At 52.6% G+C, this 21,874-nt stretch carries 26 protein-coding genes and 2 pseudogenes; 17 read left to right on the forward strand and 11 right to left on the reverse strand.

Features of this window, described 5'->3' with window-relative positions; genetic code table 11:
* The 3 genes from ACR3EQ_RS00005 to ACR3EQ_RS00015 form a co-directional block, all read right to left on the reverse strand.
* On the reverse strand, positions 1–829 hold an 829-nt coding region (locus ACR3EQ_RS00005; RefSeq protein WP_480489527.1), incomplete at its 3' end, for an efflux RND transporter permease subunit.
* 3 nt (positions 830–832) lie between these two features.
* Positions 833–1,675: an efflux RND transporter periplasmic adaptor subunit gene (locus ACR3EQ_RS00010; protein ID WP_480491716.1), complete on the reverse strand. Its 843-nt coding sequence runs from the start codon at positions 1,673–1,675 to the stop codon at positions 833–835.
* The gene (locus ACR3EQ_RS00015) at positions 1,596–1,853 is read right to left on the reverse strand and encodes a hypothetical protein (RefSeq protein WP_480489528.1); all 258 of its coding nucleotides are present in this window, start codon (positions 1,851–1,853) and stop codon (positions 1,596–1,598) included. Before ACR3EQ_RS00015 ends, ACR3EQ_RS00010 begins: the two co-directional genes overlap by 80 nt.
* A gap of 777 nt (positions 1,854–2,630) precedes the next feature.
* On the opposite strand from ACR3EQ_RS00015, the gene ACR3EQ_RS00020 reads away from it, so the two are divergent.
* The 6 genes from ACR3EQ_RS00020 (at position 2,631) to ACR3EQ_RS00045 (ending at position 7,077) form a co-directional block, all read left to right on the forward strand.
* Positions 2,631–3,731 (forward strand): MFS transporter, encoded by a 1,101-nt coding sequence (locus ACR3EQ_RS00020; RefSeq protein WP_480491717.1) that lies wholly within the window; start codon positions 2,631–2,633, stop codon positions 3,729–3,731.
* Between the two features lie 388 nt (positions 3,732–4,119).
* A complete protein-coding gene (locus ACR3EQ_RS00025) occupies positions 4,120–5,031 on the forward strand; it encodes a patatin-like phospholipase family protein (protein ID WP_480491719.1) in 912 nt (303 codons plus the stop codon).
* 88 nt (positions 5,032–5,119) lie between these two features.
* Positions 5,120–5,560 (forward strand): hypothetical protein, encoded by a 441-nt coding sequence (locus tag ACR3EQ_RS00030; RefSeq protein WP_170682580.1) that lies wholly within the window; start codon positions 5,120–5,122, stop codon positions 5,558–5,560.
* 184 nt (positions 5,561–5,744) lie between these two features.
* A complete protein-coding gene (locus ACR3EQ_RS00035) occupies positions 5,745–5,858 on the forward strand; it encodes a hypothetical protein (protein WP_480442377.1) in 114 nt (37 codons plus the stop codon).
* Complete coding sequence (locus ACR3EQ_RS00040) at positions 5,843–6,523, forward strand: sodium/glutamate symporter (RefSeq protein ID WP_480489529.1); 681 nt, start codon at positions 5,843–5,845, stop codon at positions 6,521–6,523. The genes ACR3EQ_RS00035 and ACR3EQ_RS00040 overlap by 16 nt, the downstream gene beginning before the upstream one ends.
* On the forward strand, positions 6,520–7,077 hold the full coding sequence (locus tag ACR3EQ_RS00045; RefSeq protein WP_480489530.1) for a sodium/glutamate symporter: 558 nt from the start codon (positions 6,520–6,522) through the stop codon (positions 7,075–7,077). The genes ACR3EQ_RS00040 and ACR3EQ_RS00045 overlap by 4 nt, the downstream gene beginning before the upstream one ends.
* Before the next feature lie 82 nt (positions 7,078–7,159).
* Here the strand turns inward: ACR3EQ_RS00045 and ACR3EQ_RS00050 are convergent, their stop codons facing one another.
* The 4 genes from ACR3EQ_RS00050 to ACR3EQ_RS00065 are packed head-to-tail and all read right to left on the reverse strand — an operon-like array spanning position 7,160 to position 9,676.
* A complete protein-coding gene (locus ACR3EQ_RS00050; protein WP_480489531.1) occupies positions 7,160–7,519 on the reverse strand; it encodes a hypothetical protein in 360 nt (119 codons plus the stop codon).
* Complete coding sequence (locus ACR3EQ_RS00055; protein ID WP_480489532.1) at positions 7,507–8,385, reverse strand: GntP family permease; 879 nt, start codon at positions 8,383–8,385, stop codon at positions 7,507–7,509. Before ACR3EQ_RS00055 ends, ACR3EQ_RS00050 begins: the two co-directional genes overlap by 13 nt.
* Positions 8,385–8,612, reverse strand: coding sequence for a hypothetical protein (locus ACR3EQ_RS00060; protein WP_480489533.1), 228 nt, complete (start codon positions 8,610–8,612; stop codon positions 8,385–8,387). The genes ACR3EQ_RS00055 and ACR3EQ_RS00060 overlap by 1 nt, the downstream gene beginning before the upstream one ends.
* Positions 8,609–9,676: a patatin-like phospholipase family protein gene (locus ACR3EQ_RS00065; protein ID WP_480489534.1), complete on the reverse strand. Its 1,068-nt coding sequence runs from the start codon at positions 9,674–9,676 to the stop codon at positions 8,609–8,611. Before ACR3EQ_RS00065 ends, ACR3EQ_RS00060 begins: the two co-directional genes overlap by 4 nt.
* Before the next feature lie 29 nt (positions 9,677–9,705).
* Here ACR3EQ_RS00065 and ACR3EQ_RS00070 point away from each other — a divergent pair, with 29 nt between their 5' ends.
* The 5 genes from ACR3EQ_RS00070 to ACR3EQ_RS00090 all read left to right on the forward strand — a co-directional run bounded on the left by ACR3EQ_RS00070 (position 9,706) and on the right by ACR3EQ_RS00090 (position 14,095).
* The gene (locus tag ACR3EQ_RS00070; protein WP_480489535.1) at positions 9,706–9,870 is read left to right on the forward strand and encodes a hypothetical protein; all 165 of its coding nucleotides are present in this window, start codon (positions 9,706–9,708) and stop codon (positions 9,868–9,870) included.
* A 52-nt stretch (positions 9,871–9,922) separates the two neighbouring features.
* Entirely contained in the window at positions 9,923–10,210 is a 288-nt protein-coding gene (locus ACR3EQ_RS00075; protein ID WP_170617665.1) for an ankyrin repeat domain-containing protein, read from the forward strand.
* A 21-nt stretch (positions 10,211–10,231) separates the two neighbouring features.
* The gene (locus ACR3EQ_RS00080; protein ID WP_480491721.1) at positions 10,232–10,771 is read left to right on the forward strand and encodes an ankyrin repeat domain-containing protein; all 540 of its coding nucleotides are present in this window, start codon (positions 10,232–10,234) and stop codon (positions 10,769–10,771) included.
* A 174-nt stretch (positions 10,772–10,945) separates the two neighbouring features.
* A complete protein-coding gene (locus tag ACR3EQ_RS00085) occupies positions 10,946–11,929 on the forward strand; it encodes an adenylate/guanylate cyclase domain-containing protein (RefSeq protein WP_480489536.1) in 984 nt (327 codons plus the stop codon).
* A 63-nt stretch (positions 11,930–11,992) separates the two neighbouring features.
* Positions 11,993–14,095, forward strand: coding sequence for an ATP-binding protein (locus ACR3EQ_RS00090; protein ID WP_480489537.1), 2,103 nt, complete (start codon positions 11,993–11,995; stop codon positions 14,093–14,095).
* A gap of 195 nt (positions 14,096–14,290) precedes the next feature.
* On the opposite strand, the gene ACR3EQ_RS00095 is transcribed toward ACR3EQ_RS00090, so the two are convergent.
* On the reverse strand, positions 14,291–15,223 hold the full coding sequence (locus ACR3EQ_RS00095; protein WP_170615136.1) for a LysR family transcriptional regulator: 933 nt from the start codon (positions 15,221–15,223) through the stop codon (positions 14,291–14,293).
* Between the two features lie 112 nt (positions 15,224–15,335).
* Here ACR3EQ_RS00095 and ACR3EQ_RS00100 point away from each other — a divergent pair, with 112 nt between their 5' ends.
* The 4 genes from ACR3EQ_RS00100 (at position 15,336) to ACR3EQ_RS00115 (ending at position 17,301) form a co-directional block, all read left to right on the forward strand.
* The gene (locus tag ACR3EQ_RS00100) at positions 15,336–15,458 is read left to right on the forward strand and encodes a hypothetical protein (protein WP_480489538.1); all 123 of its coding nucleotides are present in this window, start codon (positions 15,336–15,338) and stop codon (positions 15,456–15,458) included.
* 16 nt (positions 15,459–15,474) lie between these two features.
* Entirely contained in the window at positions 15,475–15,777 is a 303-nt protein-coding gene (locus ACR3EQ_RS00105) for a cupin domain-containing protein (RefSeq protein ID WP_480489539.1), read from the forward strand.
* Positions 15,778–15,781: 4 nt separating this feature from the next.
* Positions 15,782–16,582 carry a glutathione S-transferase family protein gene (locus ACR3EQ_RS00110; RefSeq protein WP_170615139.1) on the forward strand — a complete coding sequence of 267 codons (801 nt, stop codon included), beginning with the start codon at positions 15,782–15,784 and terminating at the stop codon, positions 16,580–16,582.
* Between the two features lie 407 nt (positions 16,583–16,989).
* A complete protein-coding gene (locus ACR3EQ_RS00115; RefSeq protein ID WP_480441412.1) occupies positions 16,990–17,301 on the forward strand; it encodes an ankyrin repeat domain-containing protein in 312 nt (103 codons plus the stop codon).
* A 116-nt stretch (positions 17,302–17,417) separates the two neighbouring features.
* Here the strand turns inward: ACR3EQ_RS00115 and ACR3EQ_RS00120 are convergent, their stop codons facing one another.
* Positions 17,418–17,744 carry a hypothetical protein gene (locus ACR3EQ_RS00120; protein ID WP_170615141.1) on the reverse strand — a complete coding sequence of 109 codons (327 nt, stop codon included), beginning with the start codon at positions 17,742–17,744 and terminating at the stop codon, positions 17,418–17,420.
* A gap of 144 nt (positions 17,745–17,888) precedes the next feature.
* The gene (locus tag ACR3EQ_RS00125) at positions 17,889–18,809 is read right to left on the reverse strand and encodes a LysR substrate-binding domain-containing protein (protein ID WP_170615143.1); all 921 of its coding nucleotides are present in this window, start codon (positions 18,807–18,809) and stop codon (positions 17,889–17,891) included.
* 132 nt (positions 18,810–18,941) lie between these two features.
* On the opposite strand from ACR3EQ_RS00125, the gene ACR3EQ_RS00130 reads away from it, so the two are divergent.
* Both ACR3EQ_RS00130 and ACR3EQ_RS00135 read left to right on the forward strand, forming a co-directional pair.
* A complete protein-coding gene (locus tag ACR3EQ_RS00130; RefSeq protein WP_170615146.1) occupies positions 18,942–20,099 on the forward strand; it encodes an SRPBCC family protein in 1,158 nt (385 codons plus the stop codon).
* 43 nt (positions 20,100–20,142) lie between these two features.
* Positions 20,143–21,156: pseudogene (locus ACR3EQ_RS00135) on the forward strand (aromatic ring-hydroxylating oxygenase subunit alpha); the annotation flags it as partial.
* Here the strand turns inward: ACR3EQ_RS00135 and ACR3EQ_RS00140 are convergent.
* Positions 21,070–21,842 (reverse strand): annotated as a pseudogene (locus ACR3EQ_RS00140) (transposase). The pseudogenes ACR3EQ_RS00135 and ACR3EQ_RS00140 sit on opposite strands and share 87 nt — an antisense overlap.
* Positions 21,843–21,874: the final 32 nt, after the last annotated feature.

Below are 21,874 nucleotides of genomic sequence, written 5' to 3' on the forward strand. Positions count from 1 at the left end.
GTAGGGGGCTTGCGGGTTCAACGTAACCGCGGGACACGGTTGCGATATCTGAAAGTCGAAATGATGCACCGCTACTCGGCACAGAAACGACTAGGTCTTTGATAGCGTCAATTGAGTCGACTGCCGCCGACGGCCGTATCTCTATGCGACGCGAGTTGGACTTGATGGAACCCGCCGGCGCTACGAGGTTTTGCCCCTCCAGAACTTGCCCAATTTTTTGTGGTGATATTCCAAGTTCTATTAACCTTGCTGGTGCGTATTCTACAAAGATTGCTTCATTCTGTTCACCACTTAAGACCACCTTGGAAACACCGCTGACGGCAACCAACTCCCTCTGGAGCTCCTTCGCGTACTCGTGGAGCTCGGCTATAGAATAGCCATCACCAACAATCGCGAAATACAAGGCATACACATCGCCGAAGTCATCGTAGACTTGCGATTGGAGTGAGTTCGGCGGCAGGCTAGTTTGAGCGTCAAGTATCTTTGCGCGCAATTGGGCAAATCTTGCGTGAAGTGACGGAAAATCAGGAGTTGTGGGGATTGTAAATTCGACCGTCACAGTGCTGAGTCCGGGTGATGAAACTGACTTCACCTCTTTTACCCCTAGGAGCTCTTGTAGAGCATTCTCAATCACCTCGGTGACTTCTTCTGCGACTTCTTCTGCAGTGGCACCCGGATAAGGTGTTATGACCTGAGCTTGCCTGATGATAAACTCAGGATCTTCGAAACGAGGAAGAGTTAAGTATGCAAAATAGCCAGCGACCAAGATGAGAATAGTCACCAACGCCGAAATTAGGCGCTTCTCAATTGCAAACCTAGCGAGATCCATTTGCTACTCACCAACTTTTGAAATCGGGCGAACTACCATGTCATCCAGCAGTTCGCTCAAGCCTGCGGTTACAACCATGTGTCCTTCTTCAAGGCCATCTTTTACGACCACGAAGTCGTCAGATATTTCTCCCAATTCAACTGGTTGGCGCTTAACGGTGTTGCTGGATCCATCCAACAGCCAGACATAAGGGGAACCGTCGGGGCTTGCCGCTAATGCTGAAAGTGGAACCACAACATGCGTGTCGCTTTGCCCGTCCGCCCTAATAATCACGCGCGCTACCATCCCAGGCAGTACAACCAAGTCTTCAGGCGGGGTTACTGATAGACGACCACGATAGGTTTGTGTCGCTGCGTCTGCTTGCGTTGAAAACTCGACAAGGTCTGCGTTCAATTCTACGCCCGGCAACGAGTCAAACGTAACCATACTAACAACATTGTCGAAGCCAATTGACGACATTGCGATTATGTCAGTGCCGGGCAAGTCATAACTTACATCCACGGTCGAAAGATCTTGGATTAAGGCGATGGTTTCACCGGCTTGAACATTACGGAAGTTGTCCACGTTGCGCTTGGCAATCGTTCCATCGAACGGCGCTCGAAGCGTAGCATCAGAAAGATCGTTTTTTGCCGATTGAACCTGTGTTTTTAGGCCACGGATCGACGCTTCCGCTGCAATTATCTCTTCGGGCCTCCCACCGACTCGACCAATTGTCAGCTGCTCTTCTCGCGACACCAGTTCGGCCTCTGCCAGACGAAAGGCAGCTTCACGTTGCTGGTATTGGGCAGTAGGGATTACACCTCTCCAAAAGCTGAGCTGAGCGGATGTATTCTTCGCGAGCTTGATCTCGTTGAGCTTTAGCGGCCTGTACCGAGGCTTCCAAAGCTGTAATTTCTTCAGGGCGTGCGCCTGACCTCAGTACAATTAGATTCGCCTCTGCCTCTTCTAGTTGGCTATTAAGTCTTGCTACCTCGACTTCGAAGTCTCGTGTGTCTAGCTGCGCAACAACGCCTTCCTGCACCACATTGCTAGAGGCCCTAATTGGTAATTCTATTATTCGTCCACTGACTCGAAAAGAGAGTTCAACTTCCTCGAAGGGTAGACGATAGCGGGATAAATTCTTTCAAAATCAGATGAGGCTTTAAGAACAGTGAAGACTTTTGCTGGTCTTATCGCCGCGGAGGTATCTTGTGCTACAGCTACGATGGGAAAAGCACAAAATAAAACAGCCGCCAGTATCCCTAAGAAGTTCAGATGCATATTTTTCACCTTCTTATTCGAAGCTGCTCGCTTGTCGGGCATTTGCGATGGTCACAAGAAACTTCGCGAGAGAAGAGTTCGTTTGAACCAACTCTGCCTGCAACAGTAGACTTTCACAAATTTGGGTGAGCCAAAATGGCTCAGCGAAAATACCATGAATTGGAAACATTTTATTGTTGGATTACAAAGCGTAAGCTAAAATTCAACAAGAATGCTGCCGTCGCGAAACCCTGACCTGCCACTATGGTGTCAAGCGGTTTACGATTTCAGTAGAACTCAGAGCTACTGTTTTTGGGGTGCGGCGCATAATTCAGGGAGATACTGCGCGTCTACTTGAGTAGATGTGAGAAGTAGCAAAAACTTGAAGGTAGGGTGTGTTGGCAATTAGAAAACAAGTTCTCAATCTTCAGTCTCTCTTCATAGCAATGGCTGCTGTGCAATTGGCTACTGCTGGATCTGGTACTTTGGTTCCACTTGCGTTTTCTGAAATTGGGGCATCTCAAGAAGCTGCTTCCGTGGCGGCGTCGGCATATTCGGCGGGATTCTAGTCGGCTGCTTTGTCGTTGCCAGATCCATCGTTGATTTTGGCCATATCCGTGCATTTGCTTTTGGCGCAGCTATCGCGATCGCTGTGGCCATACTGTTTTCGGTTTCCACCAGTACGCCATTTCTTGTCTTCTTGCGTTTCCTTAGCGGTTTGGCGACTGCAGGGCTGTTTTCAATTGGCGACACTTGGTTGAATGAGACCGCAGCGGAAAAGACCCGTGGGAGTGTCCTCGCAGTCTATTCGATTGTCGTAGGCATAGTCGCGGTATTCAGTCAGTTCTTAGTCTTTGTAGTGCCTGGGGATATTCGAGAGGCATTCGTCTACGTCGCTTTGTTTTACTGCCTTTCAATTGCGGTTATCTCGACTACTCGATCAACGCCACCCAACAATGACACACCGGTACCCATTCGGGTGCGCGGTTTGTTCAAAGATGCACCAGCCGCGGCTGTGGGTGTTTTTGCTATTGGTATGGTATCTACAACGCTGTTGAGCGTAGTTCCCTACAGCGCTGCTCAGCTCGGGATCGAGATTATCAACGTGGCCATTATGGTCGCTTTAATCTATCTCGGGCGCGTTCTTTTTCAGTTTCCGCTTGGTCGGCTATCCGACAAGATGGATCGCCGGATAGTAATTTTGATCGCATCGACCACTGCAACACTAGTTCTATTTGCTATGGGGATTCTCGTCGATGTGGACTATGACCACAACGTCAATTCATTCGATTACAACTCAGTCGGTTTCCTAATCCTTTCCATCATACTGGTGTTACTGGGTGGTAGCTTGCTCACCCTTTATTCTTTGCTTGTAGCGCACGCGTTAGACAGAACGGTTCCGGTCTTTGTGTCTTCGGCGGCGGTGACTATGCTTTTGGTTTGGACTTTAGGATCCATCACCGGTCCTCTGATCGCGAATGTCGCTACAACCTTCTTCGGTGACATTGCGCTCTATTGGGTGAATTTTGCGGTCATGTTTTGTTTTGCTTTGTATTTGGGACAAAGGGTATGGTCAGTTGACCCTGTTTCGCGTGCTGAGCAGACGTCTCACACTGATGTCCTACCAACCAGTACAGAAATGGCGCCGTCCGAGAAACGCTAATACTATGAAAATCAAGTTTCTTATTTCTGGTATTTGTTTGAAGGCGACCAATGAGTTGGGAACAAACAATGTGCCCCAAAGGTTAGAACTGAGATTAAAAAAAATGGTCCATTTTGATGATTTGGGCGTTTGTCCTAGCCTATCCCAAGTCAGTTAGTCGCGGGGGAGACGGGACGCATGTATTGGAAAAAACTCTTTGTCTTCCTTTTACTTTTCCAAGTGGCTTGCTCAAATATTTCGAGGACTCCAGTAAGCGCTACGGAGGACCCACAAGTTCGGTATCGAAGGTGCTCGCTATTGGGCTGATGTTGCTCCGACAAATATCAGTGCGCTTCTAGAAACCTCGCTACGCCAGCGACAAGCATCGGGGGTTACTTCAGACTACACACTGACACTATCTGGTGGGGGCGAAGATGGAGCCTTCGCCGCTGGTATTCTTTCCGCATGGAGCGAAGCCGGTACTCGTCCAGAGTTTATGGCAGTTACAGGGGTTTCTACGGGCGCGTTGGCTGCGCCCTTCGCCTTTTTAGGAAGCGATTATGACGATGAACTCAAGAACCTGTACGGTGGGCTGCCACCGTCCCGAATTTTCAAAGGAAGGTTCATTACTGGGATTCTGAGTGGTGCTTCTGTGAAGAGTTCTGACCCATTAAGGCAACTCATCGAAAGTTACATTACTGACGACTTCCTAGCCAAGGTAGCTAACGAACATCGTCGTGGCCGACGCTTGTTGGTTCAATCGGTCAGCTTGGACGCGCAAAGGCCTGTGCTTTGGGACTTAGGCGCGATCGCAAACAGCGGGGCACCAAATGCAAAAAAGGTTTTCGTAGATGTGCTGTTAGCTTCAGCCGCAATACCAGGCGTTTTCCCTCCCGTTTTAATCGACGTCGAAACTCAGGATGGTGTTAGGGATGAACTTCATGTTGATGGTGGTGTCTATTCTCAAACCGCTTACGTTCCAGGATGGGATATCCCAAGAAAATATGCTCGCGGAGGCAAACTATATGCGATCCGAAACGGCAAAGTTGAGCCAGAACTAAGAGTAATAAAACCGGGGGTCTTCCAAGTGTCCGCACGATCGCTTTCTACACTTATCAAAGCACAAGGCGTAGATGATCTCACGATTGCGTACAAACTAAGCCTGCAGAGAGGCGCAGATTACCAAGCTACTTGGATCGGAACAGATTTCGACTACCCGCTGGCTGAACCTTTCGATCCAGACTACATGCGAGCGCTGTTCGACTACGGCTATCAGCGTTTTAAGTCGGGGACACTTTGGAGCGATCGTCCGCCACGGTAAACCACAGAGGCTTCATGTCGCTAACGGGAACCTTGCTTAAGTCGACTTGCCAGTTGAACTACAACCATTAAAGTATTTGACTATGTCGATGAGTGAAACTGAGCGCAATCGGTTGCGTCTTTGGCGCCGCTGGCAAGTTACGTTTGATCATTTCAAGTATCCTCCCCCTATGCAGAGGGTGCATCAAGCACTTGTTATTCACCCTCAACCTTGGACAACGCGCGGTTTAGCCAAATACACAAACCTGCCTCAGACCAGCGTAAGACGACAGTTAAAGCTCTTAGCTGACCCGAACTTGCAGCGTGTTGACGATGGGTTTCAAATCACTGAGTTGGGATTGGCTCTAAACTGGACCGTGCATCGCGAACTCAAAAAGTTCGTCCGAGGGGGGCATCGTTTCAGCCAAAAACTTATTTCTGCACACAAGCAATCAACTGGAATGAACGGTGCCGGTGGGGCTGATTATGAATGGCTCGCCACGCATGTCTGGTGGCCGGTAATAGAGGCGCCGGAAATTCTGGACGCGTAGGTTGTTGGTTTGTTTTGTCCCCAAGTCCTTTGCGGCGAACGAACTCACTCCAAGTGTGCTAAGAAAAAAAGCTACTTGTGGCAAAGAGGTGTTGGGAATGGCGAAGAATAAGAAGATCTCTAAATAGTGCTATGAGACAGAACTGAAAAGGCTGCAGGTAGAGCTTTGCCACCTCCAAGGTTGAGTGCAGCAAACCAAAGCGAGAGTTGTCGTAGTTTTCGAAGGACGCGATGCCGCTGCAAAAGGTGGGGTTAGTCGCGCAGCGAAGTTAGGAGGCTGTTCATGGCAGAACCGATAGTGGTTGATAGTTTTATTGCTGTGACACTGGGCATCGTCGTGTACTTTCTCGGTTCCAGGCTCACAGAGCAGTTTGAGTTTTTACGCAAGTACTCAATCCCCGAGCCGGTTTCAGGGGGCTTGCTGGCTGCACTTGTGACGCTAGGCGTGGTGACTGCGACAGGTCGAGAAGTAGTTTATGATTTGGCTTCGCGCGACTCTTTGCTGATCTATTTCTTCACCACAATTGGGCTTAATGCCAGGTTTTCGGACCTAATTAAAGGCGGACCGCTTCTGGGCCTTATGCTTGTACTGACCATTGGGTACATGTTTGTCCAAAACGGAATAGGCGTTGTTGGGGCTTCACTATTTGGGTTGCCATCCCAAGCTGGTGTGATGATGGGAACTACATCTCTAATTGGTGGTCACGGTACCGCGATAGCGTGGGGCCCAGTGGTAGAAGAGCAATATGCTGTAGCGGGCGCAGCGGAACTCGGTATAGCAGCGGCGACGATCGGATTGATCATGGCGAGCCTGATAGGTGGTCCAATCGCCAGCTACTTGATCGCCCGTGACCAACTAGAACCAAGTGCGAAGGAAAAACTGCGGCTACCAATTCCAACGAAGAAGGTAGTGGAGTGGTTGCTTCAAACGATCCAACCGGTGGTCCAACAAATCCTGGAATGATGAGAGCCATTCTTTGGACACATGTTGCAATTGTGATTGGTTACATTGCAGATGAATCGCTGGAGCTGACCGGAGCAAACTTGCCACTCTTCGTGCCATGCCTTCTTTCTGGTATTTTACTTGCAAACCTGACGCCCAGAGTTTTCCCAAAGATCAAAACACCAACGGGAACCGCTTCTTTGCAACTATTGCAAGACTTCTCGCTAGCGGTGTTTCTTTCAATGTCGCTGATGAGTATGCAACTTTGGACTTTGGCGGGTTCGGCTGGGGTTTTAGCCGTTACTATGACGCTTCAAGCTGCCGCTGCTGCTGTTTTTATCATTTTCGTTGTCTATCGAACGATGGGGCGAAACTACTTTGCTGGCGTGATGTCGGCTGGTTTCGCGGGTTTCGCTCTCGGAGCTACGCCAACGGCTATCGCAAACATGACTGCTGTGACGCACAAGTACGGCCCATCTCCGCTTGCCTTCATTGTGCTTCCGTTGGTTTCAGCTTTCTTTGTCGATATTGCTAATGCATTTATTATCCAAATGTTCGTTTCGAACCTACCTTAGGCTACGTAAAAGGCGTTCGGATGGGTGGCGATCTCTCCATCCGACGACGGCGCTGCGCCGAGTTTTCTGATCTTATCAGGCTTTAAAACCCGCCGAAAAGTGACCCAAGCAGGATGATTGCAATCAATGCAATCATCGGCACCAGAACAGCAACTACGAATATATCACCATATGCTTCTCGATGGGTCAGTCCACAAATACCGAGCACCGTGATCACCGCACCGTTATGGGGCAATGCGTCGAGAGCGCCCGAAGCGACAGATGTTACGCGATGCATGGCTTCCAACGAGGTATTGGTTGCGGCGGCAAGTTCGACAAATTGTGAACCTAATGCATCAAGAGCGATACTCATACCGCCAGAGGCAGAACCCGTGATCGCTGAGAGCGTCGTAACAGAAACCGCCACGGCAATAAGTGGATTGCCCTCACTCAAGCCCAGCATGGCATTTGTGATCGCCTGAAAACCGGTAGTGCCGCTATAACGGCGCCAAAACCCACGAGACTGGCTGTGTTGAAGATCGGCAATACGGCCGCATCAGCTCCCTTGTTGAGGCTTGTTTTGACGCTTACCAGACGGGTCCAATTTGCTGCGAGCAGAAACAGGATCGAAGTGGTAAGTGCGACAATGATTGACCAAACGCCACGTACAGCCTCAATGGTTGTCTGACCAAACAACGGTTCGGCAAGATAACTGGCATCAAAACGCGGAACGGCTACCTGGATGAAGAGGAAATTAACCACGACCACAAGCACTACCGGGGTGATGGCCAGCGCGAAGCTCGGTTCAATCGTTTGAGGTGTATTGCTTGGTTCAATTTCGTTCAAGTCGAAGCCTTCGCCCTGGGATCGCGTGCGCATCTCACTGTCCAGTTCGGGAAGCACCTCATCGTGTTGTCCATATCCTTCACCGGCAGCTTCTGCACGGGACGCGCGGCGGTTGAGCCACGCCATTCCTAGACCAGCCATGATGGCGGCCGCGATGATCCCAAGACCCGGTGCGGCGAAAGCCGTGGTTCCGAAGAATGGCATCGGGATGGCGTTCTGGATCGCAGGGGTGCCAGGTAGAGCCGACATCGTGAAAGTGAACGCGCCAAGCGCGAGCGCTCCGGGAATAAGCCGTTTGGGAATATCCGCGTCACGGAAGAGAGCGGCTGCGATCGGATAGATCGCGAATGCCACCACGAAGAGCGAAACCCCACCGTAGGTTAGTACGCCACAGCACAAGACGACCGCCAGAATGGCTTTGTCAGTGCCAAGCTTGGAGATCACCCAATGTGCGATCGAACGCGCCGAGCCGCTGTCGTCCATTAGCTTGCCGAAGATTGCACCAAGAAAGAACAGAGGAAAAACGAAATGATGAAATCGCCTGTATTCGTCATGAATATCTGCGTGAAGCTGGCCAGCAGCGGCAATGCGCCCGTCAAAGCAGCTGCCAGCAAAGCAAGGAGCGGCGCCAATATCAGCAGCGTGACACCGCGGAACGCAAAGTACATGAGCAAAAAGAGCGAGAGTAGAACAGAGGCTATATCCATCATTTCTTGGCCTCCCGATCGGTACCTTCGGCCAGATGCGCCGGCTGGAGGCTTTCTTCAAAAATCTCTCTAGGCCGCCATGTTGAGGTCTTTCCAACGTCTGGCCACTCTGAGTTCACCCACGCGTCAGCAGTTTTACGCCCGATTTCGAAAAGGTAGTCCAGAAAGGCCATCTCTGCGTTCATCTTGCTGGACACGCCGAGGTCACACATAGCCCCGGATGCATGGATCCTGTGCAAGCGCCCATCGCGGTAAGCCGCGCGATCCAGATTGTCGTGTTCTATAATCTCCCAAAGGAACCCTAGAGAGCGTAATTCTTTCATCAAGCTGGCGTTGAACGTAATTTCATTAAGGCGATTTTCGATCTCATAGGGCGTTGTGGGAATTTCCGCGCGTTCGAACGGATTAATTTGAACAATGACAATGTCTCGCGCCTCGGTCTCGTCCACCAAGGGGAAGAGCGGTGGATTACCCATGTAACCGCCATCCCAATACGCTTCTCCGTCAATTTCCACAGCTTTGAAGACATGTGGAAGGCAGGCCGACGCCATGACCGCATCTGCACTTAGATCGGGTTGGCGAAAGACTTTAGGGCGCCCAGTCCGCACATTTGTAGCGGACAGAAAGATGCGCGGCCCTTCTGCTGAATTGATGGCTTCAAAATCAAAACAGTTCCGCACAATGTCCCGTAAGGGATTAATGTTGAGCGGATTGAACTGGTACGGTGACGCCATTTGACGTGTAAACTGGGAAATGATGAAGCCGGGAGAATGCTCCAGGCTCCAATCGCCTCGTAACCTGTTCCACAAAGTTCGTTTGTATGGACTCGCCCTGCTGGCCCGACTCACCTGTGTCCAATAGTGCCTAAGCAAGTTGCGAGCACCCTCAGGCCCAGCCTGTGTTAGGCCCTGTGCCAGGGCGACGGCATTCATTGCCCCGGCACTGGTGCCAGAAATGCCTACTATTTCAAGATCTTCAAGCTGCAGCAATCGATCCAGAACGCCCCAAGTGAAAGCGCCATGCGATCCACCACCCTGAAGAGCGATATCTATTTTTTTCTTAGGCACAACCGAAGCTCCATGAGACTTTATCGCACATGCACCACCACTATGCCGCATTGCAGCAATTGCTTAAAGCAAAAGAAACGGAATGCTTTGTTTGTCGCATTTTAGTGACCGCTTCGGGCTCAGAGCGGTCGCCCGATGCGCCAAGCATGAACGTCGGCTTTGCGGACAAAGCGGCCACTCTTTGCAAGAAATGAAATTGACGACTAGTTGTGGTATTAAGGCTCCCACAACCGGGGGGATGCCGCAATGAACAGAACTTGTAAAACATTCCTCGCGGGCGTGGCTGCGCTATGCGCCACCATGTCGACAGGTTCCGCTGAAATGATCCACTTGATGGCTCGAAAAGGCGATGTCGCAAAAGTTATGTCAGAAATCGAAAAAGGAGTGCCGGTGGATCTGCCGAGCACCACAGGCGCTCGTTTTGAAGGTTCGTCACCACTCGTAGTCGCATCTCGGTTCGGTCGTACCGACGTGGTCGCGGCCCTGTTGGAGGCTGGGGCCGACCCAAACTACTCTCTTCCCAATGCGGAGTAAGAAAAAACTTTTGCATACCCAATCCATGCTGCATCAAGCAACGGACACACAGAAGTTGTTCGATTGCTTTTGGAAGCCGGCGCTGATCCAACTGTCGTGGATCCTTGGCTTGGGACAGCACTGCATTTCGCCTCGTTGCGTGGGCACGACGAAATCGTGACCATGCTATTGGATGCTGGCGTACCTACAAGTGCCAGTATCCCTAGTGTGAAGCACTTGATTGGTAATGCCGATAGGGGCCGAGGAGAAACTCTGGCAGGTGCCTGCAAAGCCTGTCACAGCTTGGAGAACCATGGGCAATTTCAAGCCAATGAAGGTCCGCCACTTTGGGGAGTTCTCGGGCGCACCATTGGCTCGTACGATGGCTACGAGTACTCGACGGCTTTCTCAGCGACTTCAGGTGTCTGGGACTACGACAATCTCAACTCGCTTCTTGGGCGTCCACGAGAATACATTCCGGGAACAAAGATGGACTTAGATGGAGTTTGGTTTGATCAGGATCGCGCAGACTTGATTTCTTACCTCCGGACACTCGATGAAAACCCGGTCGCATTGCCTTAACAACCAATCGAAATTGAGCGTAGGATACGCGTTGGTGAGGTAAGAAGCAGCCATCAGAAAGAGCTCGTTGGGCGTCTGCTTTGCGGACAAAGAAGACCTTTAGAAAATACAAATCGCGACAATCTTTTATATGCCTGCTAGTCTGGAGGGGTGGGACCTACCAAACACATCGGCATGTCGATCGACCGATTTCTGAAGGAGATTGGACTCGAAGAGTATATCGATGTTTTCCGGGATGAGGCTGTGGAGCTCGAAACACTCCGGGATCTTCGCGATGAAGATTTGCGCTTGCTTAAAATGCCTCTCGGGCACCGAAAGAAGCTCCTTCGGGCAGCTGCAGCATTCGCACATGTCGAGAACACCCATACTGATGAAAAGCCAGAAAACCGGCGTGTCACAGTATTGTTTTCCGATCTAGTTGATTCAACGCGCTTGGCTCAGAAAATGTCGACCGAAGATTTGCGCGATTTGTTGGCCTCGTTTCACATGGCCAGCGCGCAAGCTATCGAACGGCAAGGTGGCCATGTCGCCAAGTATCTTGGCGATGGGCTGATGGCTTACTTTGGGTATCCAAACGCGCATGAAGATGACGCACTTCGTGCAGTCGAAGCTGCTCTCGCACTTAGGCATGCAGCGCGTAGCATTCCGTTGCCTGAAGGCGACGCCTTGCAGGTGCGCATAGGGATTCACACCGGTCGAGTCGTGGCGGGTGAAATGGGAGCGGGCCGCACGCGGGAGAAGCATTCAATTGTTGGTGAAGCGCCAATTGTCGCATCGCGACTCGAACAATTGGCCGAGGCAGACGAGATTTATGTTAGTGGTGCAGTACGTCTACTGGCCGAGGGTTTTGTGAACACCGAAGCCATCGGCGAACAAAAGCTGAAAGGAATTGATCACCCGCTTCGGGTGTTTCGTGTATTGGGCCGAACCAATGCCAAAAGCCGTATCGAAGCGCGCAGCGAACGTGGCCTGACCAAAATTGTAGGTCGAGGCGCTGAAATCGCCCTGCTGCAATCTCGGTGGCAAAGTGTCTGCGAGGGTGAGGGGCAGACAATCCTTCTGAGTGGAGAACCCGGCATCGGAAAGTCTCGCCTAGCCGCGCATCTTCACGATCGACTGATGCAAAGCAATTCTACGTCAGTGATTACACAGTGCTAGGAGCAACACAGCACTAGTGCGCTTTATCCTTTCATCACGTTGCTCGAAACGACCGCCGAAGTTTTGGACAACGATTCAAAGAAAACCCGACTATCGAAGCTGTCGGGCCACGTTGATTCCTTGCTCGGCAGCGAGGCCGCCAAAAGCGTCGAAGACTACCTGTCGATCGAAGATACCCCCATGGTTAGCGGTCAGCCAACACAGAAGCGCCGAAATTTCATTGCGGCTTTGTTGGATTGGCTGTGCCGACCAGCAAAAAACGGATATGCCTGCCTGATTTTTGAAGATGCGCATTGGTCTGATCCCAGTTCGTTAAAATTGCTGACTCAACTGATTGCTCGCACACGCCAATTGCCAATACTTGTGGTCGTCACCTCGCGCCCTGGATTTGATCCCGAATGGGTTAGACAGCATAATGTGACAGCAATTTCACTGAACCGGTTGGGACGCAGAGCAAGCAGAGAAATTGTTCGCGAAAAACTACTCAGGGAACCAAGCTCCCGAGACCGCACCGAAGAAATTGTAACCAGGGCTGAGGGGGTACCTCTGTTCCTCGAAGAGTTCTGTCGGGCTTTGCGCGACGGAGGTGAGAGGAACGGCATTTCAACGATACCTGAAACGCTAGACGAGTCCTTATCCACTCGCCTTGACGGTTTAGGCCAAGCCAAACGTCTTGCTCAAGTTGGCGCAATGTTGGGGCGCCGGGTTCCACGAGATCTTCTGGCCAACGTTTTGGACACAGACCCTGCCGACATTGAGCAAAACATTTCCAAGTTGGTAGATGCCGCTATCTTTGCGCGCGAGGACCACGGAGGTAAAGTTGAATACATGTTCACTCACGCTCTGGTTCAAGACGCAGCGCTAGCTAGCCTGTTGAAGCGCGAGCGCGAAAAGTTGCATGGTAAAATCGCTGATGCGTTGATCGGCCTAAGTGGAGACAGCAGGTTCCCAGCTGAGGCAATTGCGCGTCACCTCTTTGAGGCCAGGCGCTTTGATGAAGCGGTGCATCTGTGGTTCCATGCTGGACGCCTGATGCAGCAACGGTCGGCGGATCATGAAGCGATTAAGCATTTTCGCGAAGGTCTCGCAGCACTCAATATGCTCCCTCAGTCTGACGAACGGGACAGAAGAGAGCTTGAGCTTGTCATGGCGCTCGCACCTCTAATACTTGTCGTCAATGGCTGGAGTGCAAAAGAGACATATGAGATCTACGCGAAGGCAAGGGCTCTTTGCGAAAAACTTCGCGATCGCAGAGGTTTACTGCCAGTTAACTACGGTGAGTATCTGATACATGTGTCTAGGGCGGAATATGGTAGTGCGCTCGCTTTAGCCCAAGAGCTGCTGGCGCTTGCGGAGGAACTGGAAGACGAGGCAGGGCTTTTGCAAGGTCACCGGGTCGTCGCTTGGTCTCTCTATTTGGGCAGATTGGCCGAGGCGGATACGCATGCTCAGAAGCTCCTTGCGATGTACGACCTGGATCGGCATCAGAAAGTCGCATTGGACTATGGCTATGATCCCCGCGTTGCTGGGCTGTCCATTCTGGCAATTATCTTTTCGTTGCGAGGAGAATGTGCAGAAGCAGAGCGACTTGGTGTTGAAGCGGTAGCCCACGCACGCAAGATTGGGCATGCAAGCAGCCTTGCGTACGCCCTGATGTTTGCATGCGCAATGTCGGCAGCAATGCGCGCAGACGCTGAGACGGCAAAGCATTACGGACAGCACCTGAAATCGTTAGCCGAAGAGCAGGAGAGTGAATTGTGGGCTGCTTATGCCGACGTGATACTTGGCTGGTCCGGTAAAAAAGGATCGGATGTCGTCCGCGCAGCTATCGACAGACTGTCTCTGACGGCCCGCAACCCATGGCTTCCGTTTTTCCAATCACTTTGCGCCGAACTCTTGATGTCTGAAGGAGAGCAGAGCACCGCACAGGATTTGCTACATGACGCTCTGTCATTCGTTGAGCGAAGCCAAGAGCGTAACTGGGAGCCGGAAATTTGTCGACTGCTTGCGCACACGTTGCCCGGTAAGAACGCAGGTCTTCGAGCTACAGAACGCGGCTGGCTGACGCGAGCAATCCAAGCCGCCACAAGAAATGGCGCAAGGGCCCTCGAACAGCGCGCTCGGCGTGATTTGTCGGAAGTCGATGACAGATTGCGAAGTGGATAGGCAAGTTTGCTGCTCGACTGTATTGGGATCGGGGCAGTCATTCGCTCAATGGCAACGAATGTCTAACTTGCGGACAAAGCTATCGCTCGCCGGGCATGAGCTAGTATCTGCATTGGCTGATAGAACCTATTTCGATTCTGTTATTCGAAACGTCAACTTGTATCTGCCATACGGGCGCTGCTTAGAACAGTTTGACTAACCGTCAAATTCCAAACCCTTCATTAATTCGAAGACTTGGCTACGCATCCACGCCGCCATCGGGGCGTTGTCAAAACGCTTGTGCCAGATGCCGATGATCAACGCCGGTTCAATATGCATCGGAGGTTCGAACACGTTCAGTTCGAATGTCTTGGCCACTTTCTTTGCAAGCTGCGCGGGTACAAGCGCGATGAGGTCGCTTTCGCTAACCGCACGGCAAACGCCACTAAAGACGGGCACTGTCATAGCAACCTGTCGCTGTTTTCCGACGCGATTAAGGGCAGCATCGCCCATCGCAGCCAGATTCCCTTCTGGGGAAAACAAGACGTGGTGGAGTGCGCAGAACGTATCCATGTGCATCTGCGTTCCTTTCTGAAGCTCCTCAAGCTTTGGATTTCCCTTGCGAGCTATCACGTGGAACGGCGAATGGAAGAGTGGCTCCCGATTGACCCAGTCCGGCAGGAGCAAATCTGGGATCAGTGCTATGTCAGCGTTGCGTCGTTCAAGACTGGCCACATAGTCATTCGGAACCAGATCAACCAGCTGCGCTCGTAGATTGGGCGCTGACTTTTGCAGGAGATCTCCTAAGGGTGGCATCAGGAGTTCCGCGAAAAAATCGCTGGCGGCGATCCGGAAAGTGCCTTCAGCGGTTCGCGGATCAAAGGTAGCTGGCGGAGCTAGCAGAGCCGCAAGACGTTCGAGTTCTTCGCGCAAACTGGATTCAATCCTGGACGCATAATCGGTAGCGACCAAACGGTTTCCCTGCCGGACAAAAAGGGGGTCGTCCAAAGCATGACGAAGACGCGACAATGCTCCGGAGACTGCGGATTGCGACATGCCGAGCTTGTCGGCCGCCTTGACAGTTGAGCCTTCGCTAAAGAGGGCGTCCAACACGCGCAAAAGATTGAGGTCCAATGTAGCAAAATTCACCTGACCGATATCCTATATTAGATATTGCGGTTTGCCTGATAGGTTGGCTTTCGGATAGGCTTCTGTCAACGGAAGCGCTTTCGTTTCAATCCGATGCTAATGGAGAGAAACGATGAAGGACATGGCCCAAATCGACGGAGCCATCGAATGGCTCGGCGTAAAATACAAAACCATCCTCGGCCCAGAACAGACAGGCGGCGATATGTCCATCGTCGACAGCTGGTCCCCTGCGTAGCGGACCTCCGCGCCATGTGCATCACAACGAAGACGAAACCTTCGTGATCCTCACCGGCGCATGCAAGTTCTGGTTGGAAGGCAAAGAGTTTACCGCAGGGGCCGGCGAAAGCGTATTCATCCCACGAGGCAAGGAGCATACCTTCAAGGTGACAGACGACGAACCTAGCCGCCATCTCGTGATCCTGACACCGGGCGGATTCGAAGGTTTCTTTTCCGACATGGCAGCCGGTCAGTGCCGTATTCCCGAGGACATGCCTGCTATCGAAGAGAGCGCCAAACGGCACAACATGGCCTTCACTGGCCCGCCGTTGGATTGATGCCATGACTGGGAAACACATCGTCTATCATATCCCCGTCTGTCCCTTTTCGCAGCGACTGGAAATCCTACTGGCGCTGCGCGGACTGACGGATGCCGTAGAGTTTCATGTAGTAGACATCACCAAGCCACGAGATCCAGAATTGCTAGCCAAGACCAGAGGGACGACAGCCTTGCCCGTGCTGGAAACCAGCGACGGCCGCATATTGAAGGAAAGTCTCGTGATCCTGCGCTATCTTGATGAGACACTACCAGGGACACCTTTGCGCCGCGGTAATCCTGCCGAGCACGCCATCGAGTCTATGCTGATTTCCCGCGAAGGACCCTTCACAATGGCGGGCTATCTCTTTGTCATGAATCAGGATCAGGCGCGCCGAGATGAGCATTTGAATAAACTTCTCGCGCTCTATCGAGACCTTGATGATTTCCTAGCTCATCATAATCCGACTGGCCCATTCTTGTTCGAGGACTTCGGTTTGGCAGAGGCTGTTTTTACCCCAATGTTCAAGCGGTTTTGGTTCCTTGACTACTACGAAGGGTTCACACTACCCGTTGGCAAAGACTATGACCGGGTACGAGCGTGGCGTGATGCATGCATGGCGCATCCAGAAACAGCGCAGGTGACCGAAGAAGAGATCGTCAAGCTTTACTACGACTACGCGCTCGGGGCCGGAAACGGTGCCTTGCCTAACGGCCGCAGCGTTTCAAGTTTCACCTTCGAACCGCCCTGGCAGTCAAGGCCCATGCCCCCGAGGGAAAAGTATGCGGTTACAGCCACCGACAAAGAGCTGGGCCTTGTCGCCTGACGATTGATTAGATGCCCAGTACCGGACATTAGTGCGCGGCGCGGCATTGGAAAAATGGGCTCCATGCGGTCATCTACGTGTTTCTGTCGGACAACAGCTTTGCCGGCTGACTGATCTTTGCGTGGTCAATTCCATTCTATGCCACATCGTGCTTAAATGTGGCAGGAGGATTGGCCATGTGGCATTTGCCCTGGCTCGACCAAGAGTATCTCAACCGCATTAGACACATATTTCCGAAGCTACGCGGGGTAGGGCGTGTCGATGACCACCGCGCTCCTAGCGGCATCATCCATGTCATTCGTAAAGGCCCACGATGTCCGGGTGCACTATTCAAGTATGGGTCGCATATGAACCACTGAACCGGTTTGTCTTGCGGTTACACCAAAGTGTCTTCAAAGACATCTGACATGTTAAGGTTTGCTAAGGTTTGCAAAGGTTGTGTAACGAAGAGCTGGGAAAGATCGCTCATCGGTCTCTTCGCAGCCGCTCATACCGATGATGACGAAATGTTCCGGCAGCTCGTGGCAGCGGGGACAAATGTCACCGCGAGGGACTCGCAAGGCCGCACACCAGCCCATGTGGCAGCCTTTGCTTCAGAGGACGAGGCATTGCGTGCGCTAGGCGAGAAGCGCGCCGATATGAATGCGCTTGACGGTCAGGCCAGCGACTTGGTCACGATTGCGGCCGTTCCATCAGTGAGCAGGGTTGCTCGATGGTGAGCGGTACCTCGTTCAGTGGGCACCGTTGAAAGCTGGCGCCGGAGCGGCTGGTTGGTCAGGATCGGTAGCCGAGTTCGCAAAGGCGCCGCGCGCGGCCAATATGGTGTCCAGACAGATCACGCCGTTAGCAAAAAGACAGTTTCGTCAGTGGGTGCTGGAACTGAAAGAACAAGAGAAACAGGTGGTCGCGTTTGAACCGTGTGGTTAGAAAACTGTGTGATCTGATGAAAAGGAGCGAGGCGGGTTTCAGTGGTTTTCCCGTCTTTCTTTTTCATTATGAACACACCAATGGCAGCAAGTAACGATGATCGGGCTGCAACACTGATCGAATCCCTCTCCGGCAAGTGGTTGAGGCAAGTCTGTTCAACGACGCCGATCTGTCTGATCGCATCCAGGCAGGTCATACCTGGCGCCATCAACACCTCAACCTGCTGCAACTTCAAGGTAATCTCTTCGGGCTTCAACCGCTGGTTTGCCGTTCTTGGTCCTCCGTATTCTAAACATAGCGGTGGACCAGTTCAGTTGCGGAGGCTTATACCCACTGTGCCAAAGGGCCTGACACCCAGCTGGAGGTTACAACACTTTTCTCATTCAGTTTGGTCCTCAGAACGGCCACCAAAGTGCTCACTCGCAAGTGCCTTAAAACCCATGATGAACTTGCTCTGAAGATCTCTGTGATACGCAAGTACAACGTTTAGGGGACGCAGGGTTTCGACCAACTGCAGCGCTTTTATCGTGCCTCCGCTATATGTCGTCGTCGACTCGGGCAGCATTATCAAAAACGAAAATCCGAACTCCTCAGCTACGGCACTGCGCACGGTTTCAAGAGAATTCGACGCATAGGCTATGTCTGGATAGAGGGCCGCCTCTCTCAGCAAATCTTCGAAATAGGTCCGGCTGCCTGGCCCGTCGAACATGACATATGGAATATCGCGCAAGTCAGATAGTCGAACCTCTTCATTTTGTGCCAGCGGATGGTTCGAAGAAATAATAACTTTCGGCTGCAAAGCGGCCAGTCTGACGATCTCCAGCCCATCCAGTGACCAGCCCCTGTCGTATGTCAGAGCCAGATCAATCTCTCCGTTTCGCAGCGCATCACCAAGTTCAGCCAGACCATACTCTTGTTGAAACACCCGGACATCCGGATAAGTGTGTTGGAATTTTCGAATGAGCGTCGGAAGGAAAAAGGGTGAAAGGGTCCGAAATGCGCCCAGCCGAAGTTCGCCCGCCGTTTCCGAAAGCAGTGCCTTTGCCTGAGTGCCGACACGTTCAGCCTGCGCTTCAAGTTCCTTGACATGTTCCAGAAACAGGCGCCCCTGAAGCGTGAGCGACAAGCCCCGAGCATGGTGGCGATTGAACAGGACCAACCCGGTGACATCTTCAAGCTTTTGTATCGCCTGCGCGACCGAAGGCTGCGAAATGTTCAGCACACGCGCGGCCTGTGCAATGCCGCCGTATTCGGCGACGGTTCGAAAATAGGTGCATTGGCGCAAAGTGAAGCGAACCATATTTTACCTTCTTAAAGGCCATCTTTTTTAAGTTTTTATATTTTTCAGTTCGAGTGCAACATGAAATCGTCCGAGGATGACAGGCTGTCTTAGCCTGCAAATCGGGGTCACCGCATGATTGAGGAGCCACCCATGTCGTTAGACCAGGCAGTTACTGAATTGTTGAATGCCGCTCATCGGCCGATGGAAGACGCGGTTGCCATGCCTCCTTCTGTCTACACAAGTCAGGATTTCCTGCGCAGTGAGTTGGACAATGTTTTTGGCAAGGACTGGGTCTGCGTTGGACGTTCCAGCCGATTGGCAAATCCCGGTGACTACATTGCCCTTGAAGTCGCGGAACAACCCATCGTCGTGCTTCGGGGCAAGTCCGAAGAGCTGAAAGCGTTTTCGAATGTTTGTTTGCACCGCATGTCGACGATCGTGGAAGGCGAAGGGAACGCCCGCGTTCTGGTCTGCCCGTATCATGCCTGGACCTACGATCTGGAAGGCAACCTGCGCGGCGCACCGTTCATGAAAGAGACGACGGGTTTTTGCAAAGAAAGCTACAAGCTCCCCAAAATCCGCTGCGAGGAATGGCTGGGCTGGATTTACGTGACCCTGAACCCGGATTCAGCCCCGGTGGCCCAGCAACTGTCCGAACTGGAAGAGATGGTGTCCCAGTACGGAATGGAGAACTATGTCGAGTGCTTCCGCGAGACCCATGTCTGGGACACGAACTGGAAGGTTCTGGCAGAGAACTTCATGGAGAGCTACCACCTGCCTGTGTGTCACGCCCAGACAGTTGGGGGCCATTCCAAACTGGAGGAGATGGATTGCCCGCCTGGGCTGAAGCACTTCAATTATCACTGGATCACCAAAGAGGCGTCGCTGCCGATGGGCAACGCCCATCCGGACAACACGCGCCTTGAGGGCGATTGGCGCAAGACCACCGCTCTGCTGACGCTTTACCCAAGTCACCTGATTACTCTGACGCCGGGATACTTCTGGTATCTTTCGTTGCACCCAAAAGGCACGGGCCAGGTCTCGATTGTCTATGGCGGCGGTTTGTCACCCGAATTCATGGCGGACCCGAAGGCGGATGAATATATCGCGACACTGAAGAAGCTGCTGGATGACGTGAATGACGAAGACCGCGGCTGTACGGAAAAAGTGTTCAAGGGTCTGAACTCCGGCGCGGCGCGGGCCGGACATCTCTCTTACCTCGAACGACCGATCTACGACTTCACGCAGTATCTGGCCGAGAAGACGGCCGGGTTCAACCGCGTCTTCGGACAGGAGGCCGCGCAGTAAAATGCAAATGGTTCGAAAGCAGCGGGTTGCTGAGATGGTGGGAATGCTCCATCAGGTCGCGGCCCTGCCAGAGTCGCAAGCGCAGTGCTTGCCCGGATGGTTTTACACGGATCCCGAGTTCTTTGATTTCGAGGTGAAAACATTCCTGAGCAAGGAGTGGCATTGCCTTGGCCGTGCCGACGAAATCCCAAGTGCCGGGGACTACTTTACAGCGCAGCTTTTCGACGAACCCCTGCTGGTCGTTCGCGGGGATGACGAGCAAGTCAGAATCTTGTCGAACCTGTGCCGCCATCGGGGCATGCCGATTGCCGAAGGGTCTGGTTCAACCCGTAAGTTTGTCTGCAGCTACCATGCGTGGAGCTATGCGCGAGACGGTGAGCTTTTGAACGCGCCGCGCATGCGAGACAAAGGCGTCAAAAAGGGCAGTTGCGCCTTACCGGAATTTCGCTGTGAGCAGTGGAACGGCTTTGTCTATGTCAATCTGGACGATGATGCAGAGCCGCTGGCGCCGCGCCTTGAGCAACTGGAAGTTCTGCTTGGCAACTATCAGACGGACAGGATGCGCCATGTTGCAACGTTTGAAGAAGACTGGCACACGAACTGGAAGTGCCTTGTCGAGAATTTCATGGAAGCGTACCACCTCTCGGTCGTGCATCCGGAAACGCTGCATCCCTACACGCCGACGGGTTTAAGCCGAAAGGCCTTATCCGACGACACGTTCACGGCTTATTGTGCCAACTACCCATCAAGCGCAGAATCCCGTGGCTTGGGCGCGCCAGGGCTGAGCGATGACGAACGCCGCCGCTCAACCTTGTTCAATGTCTTCCCCGCTCAGGTGGCCAGCCAGGCCGCGACATTGCTAGTTTCTTTGTCCATCAAACCTTTGTCCGTGGATTGCATCCGGGTGCGATGGACGATGTCGACCTATGGCGACGAGCTGACCCAGGATGAGTTGGAAGAACGCATCAAGTTATGGCACGAGGTAAATCGCGAGGATCGCGAGAAGCTGGAGAAAATGCAATCGGCGCTCAGTTCGCGCCACGCGCCGTCCGGCCATCTCGCGCCAAGCGACTATGAAGGAACCATATGGGATTTTTACCGTTACCTGTCGCGACAATTCCCTGCATGATAAAAAATGGAGGCCAGTGGATATACCTGTGTCTTTCAACATATCTCGGAACCTGTCGTCGTCGTGGTGGCGATCTCCGAGCAAACGGTCCACATTTGGTGGGCAACTGATCAGGACCCGAGCACCGATTTGATCGCTGATCTGCCCCGTCGGCAACGAACAGGTTGAGCGGGCGCCTATAGCTGTCGCAAATGGCATCAAGCTTGGTATTCAAGCCGCCTTTGGTTCTCCCGATCCGGCGACTAACCTTTATTGCGCGACCATGCTCGTCGCGGCGCGGAGTGACCTGAGATACTTGCGCAGGCTCAGCTGAACGCATGATGTTCGTCTGTTCCTATCGATCTTGACGGCCTTCTCTTTGCTGTGCTCGGCGGCAAGAACGGCCATCCTCCGGGCGAAAACACCGTCTTGTTCCAATGCTTCCACCGGCTGCAATGGGTCTTTTGCAGACCGTCGGATTCCGGATCGTCCCGCCATCCCAAACCGCCGCCATTGATGAAGATAATCTCGGCAAACACGCTTTTGGCATCTACCCGAGGCTTGCCCTGTGACTTCCGGAAATAAGGAGCGAGCTTGGCCATCTGCTCAATGGTCAGCCAATTCAGGTCGCTCATGTCGCGGCTCGGTTTTCGAACCGTGAACCTCC

It is taken from the genome of Ruegeria sp. AN11 (assembly GCF_056536005.1).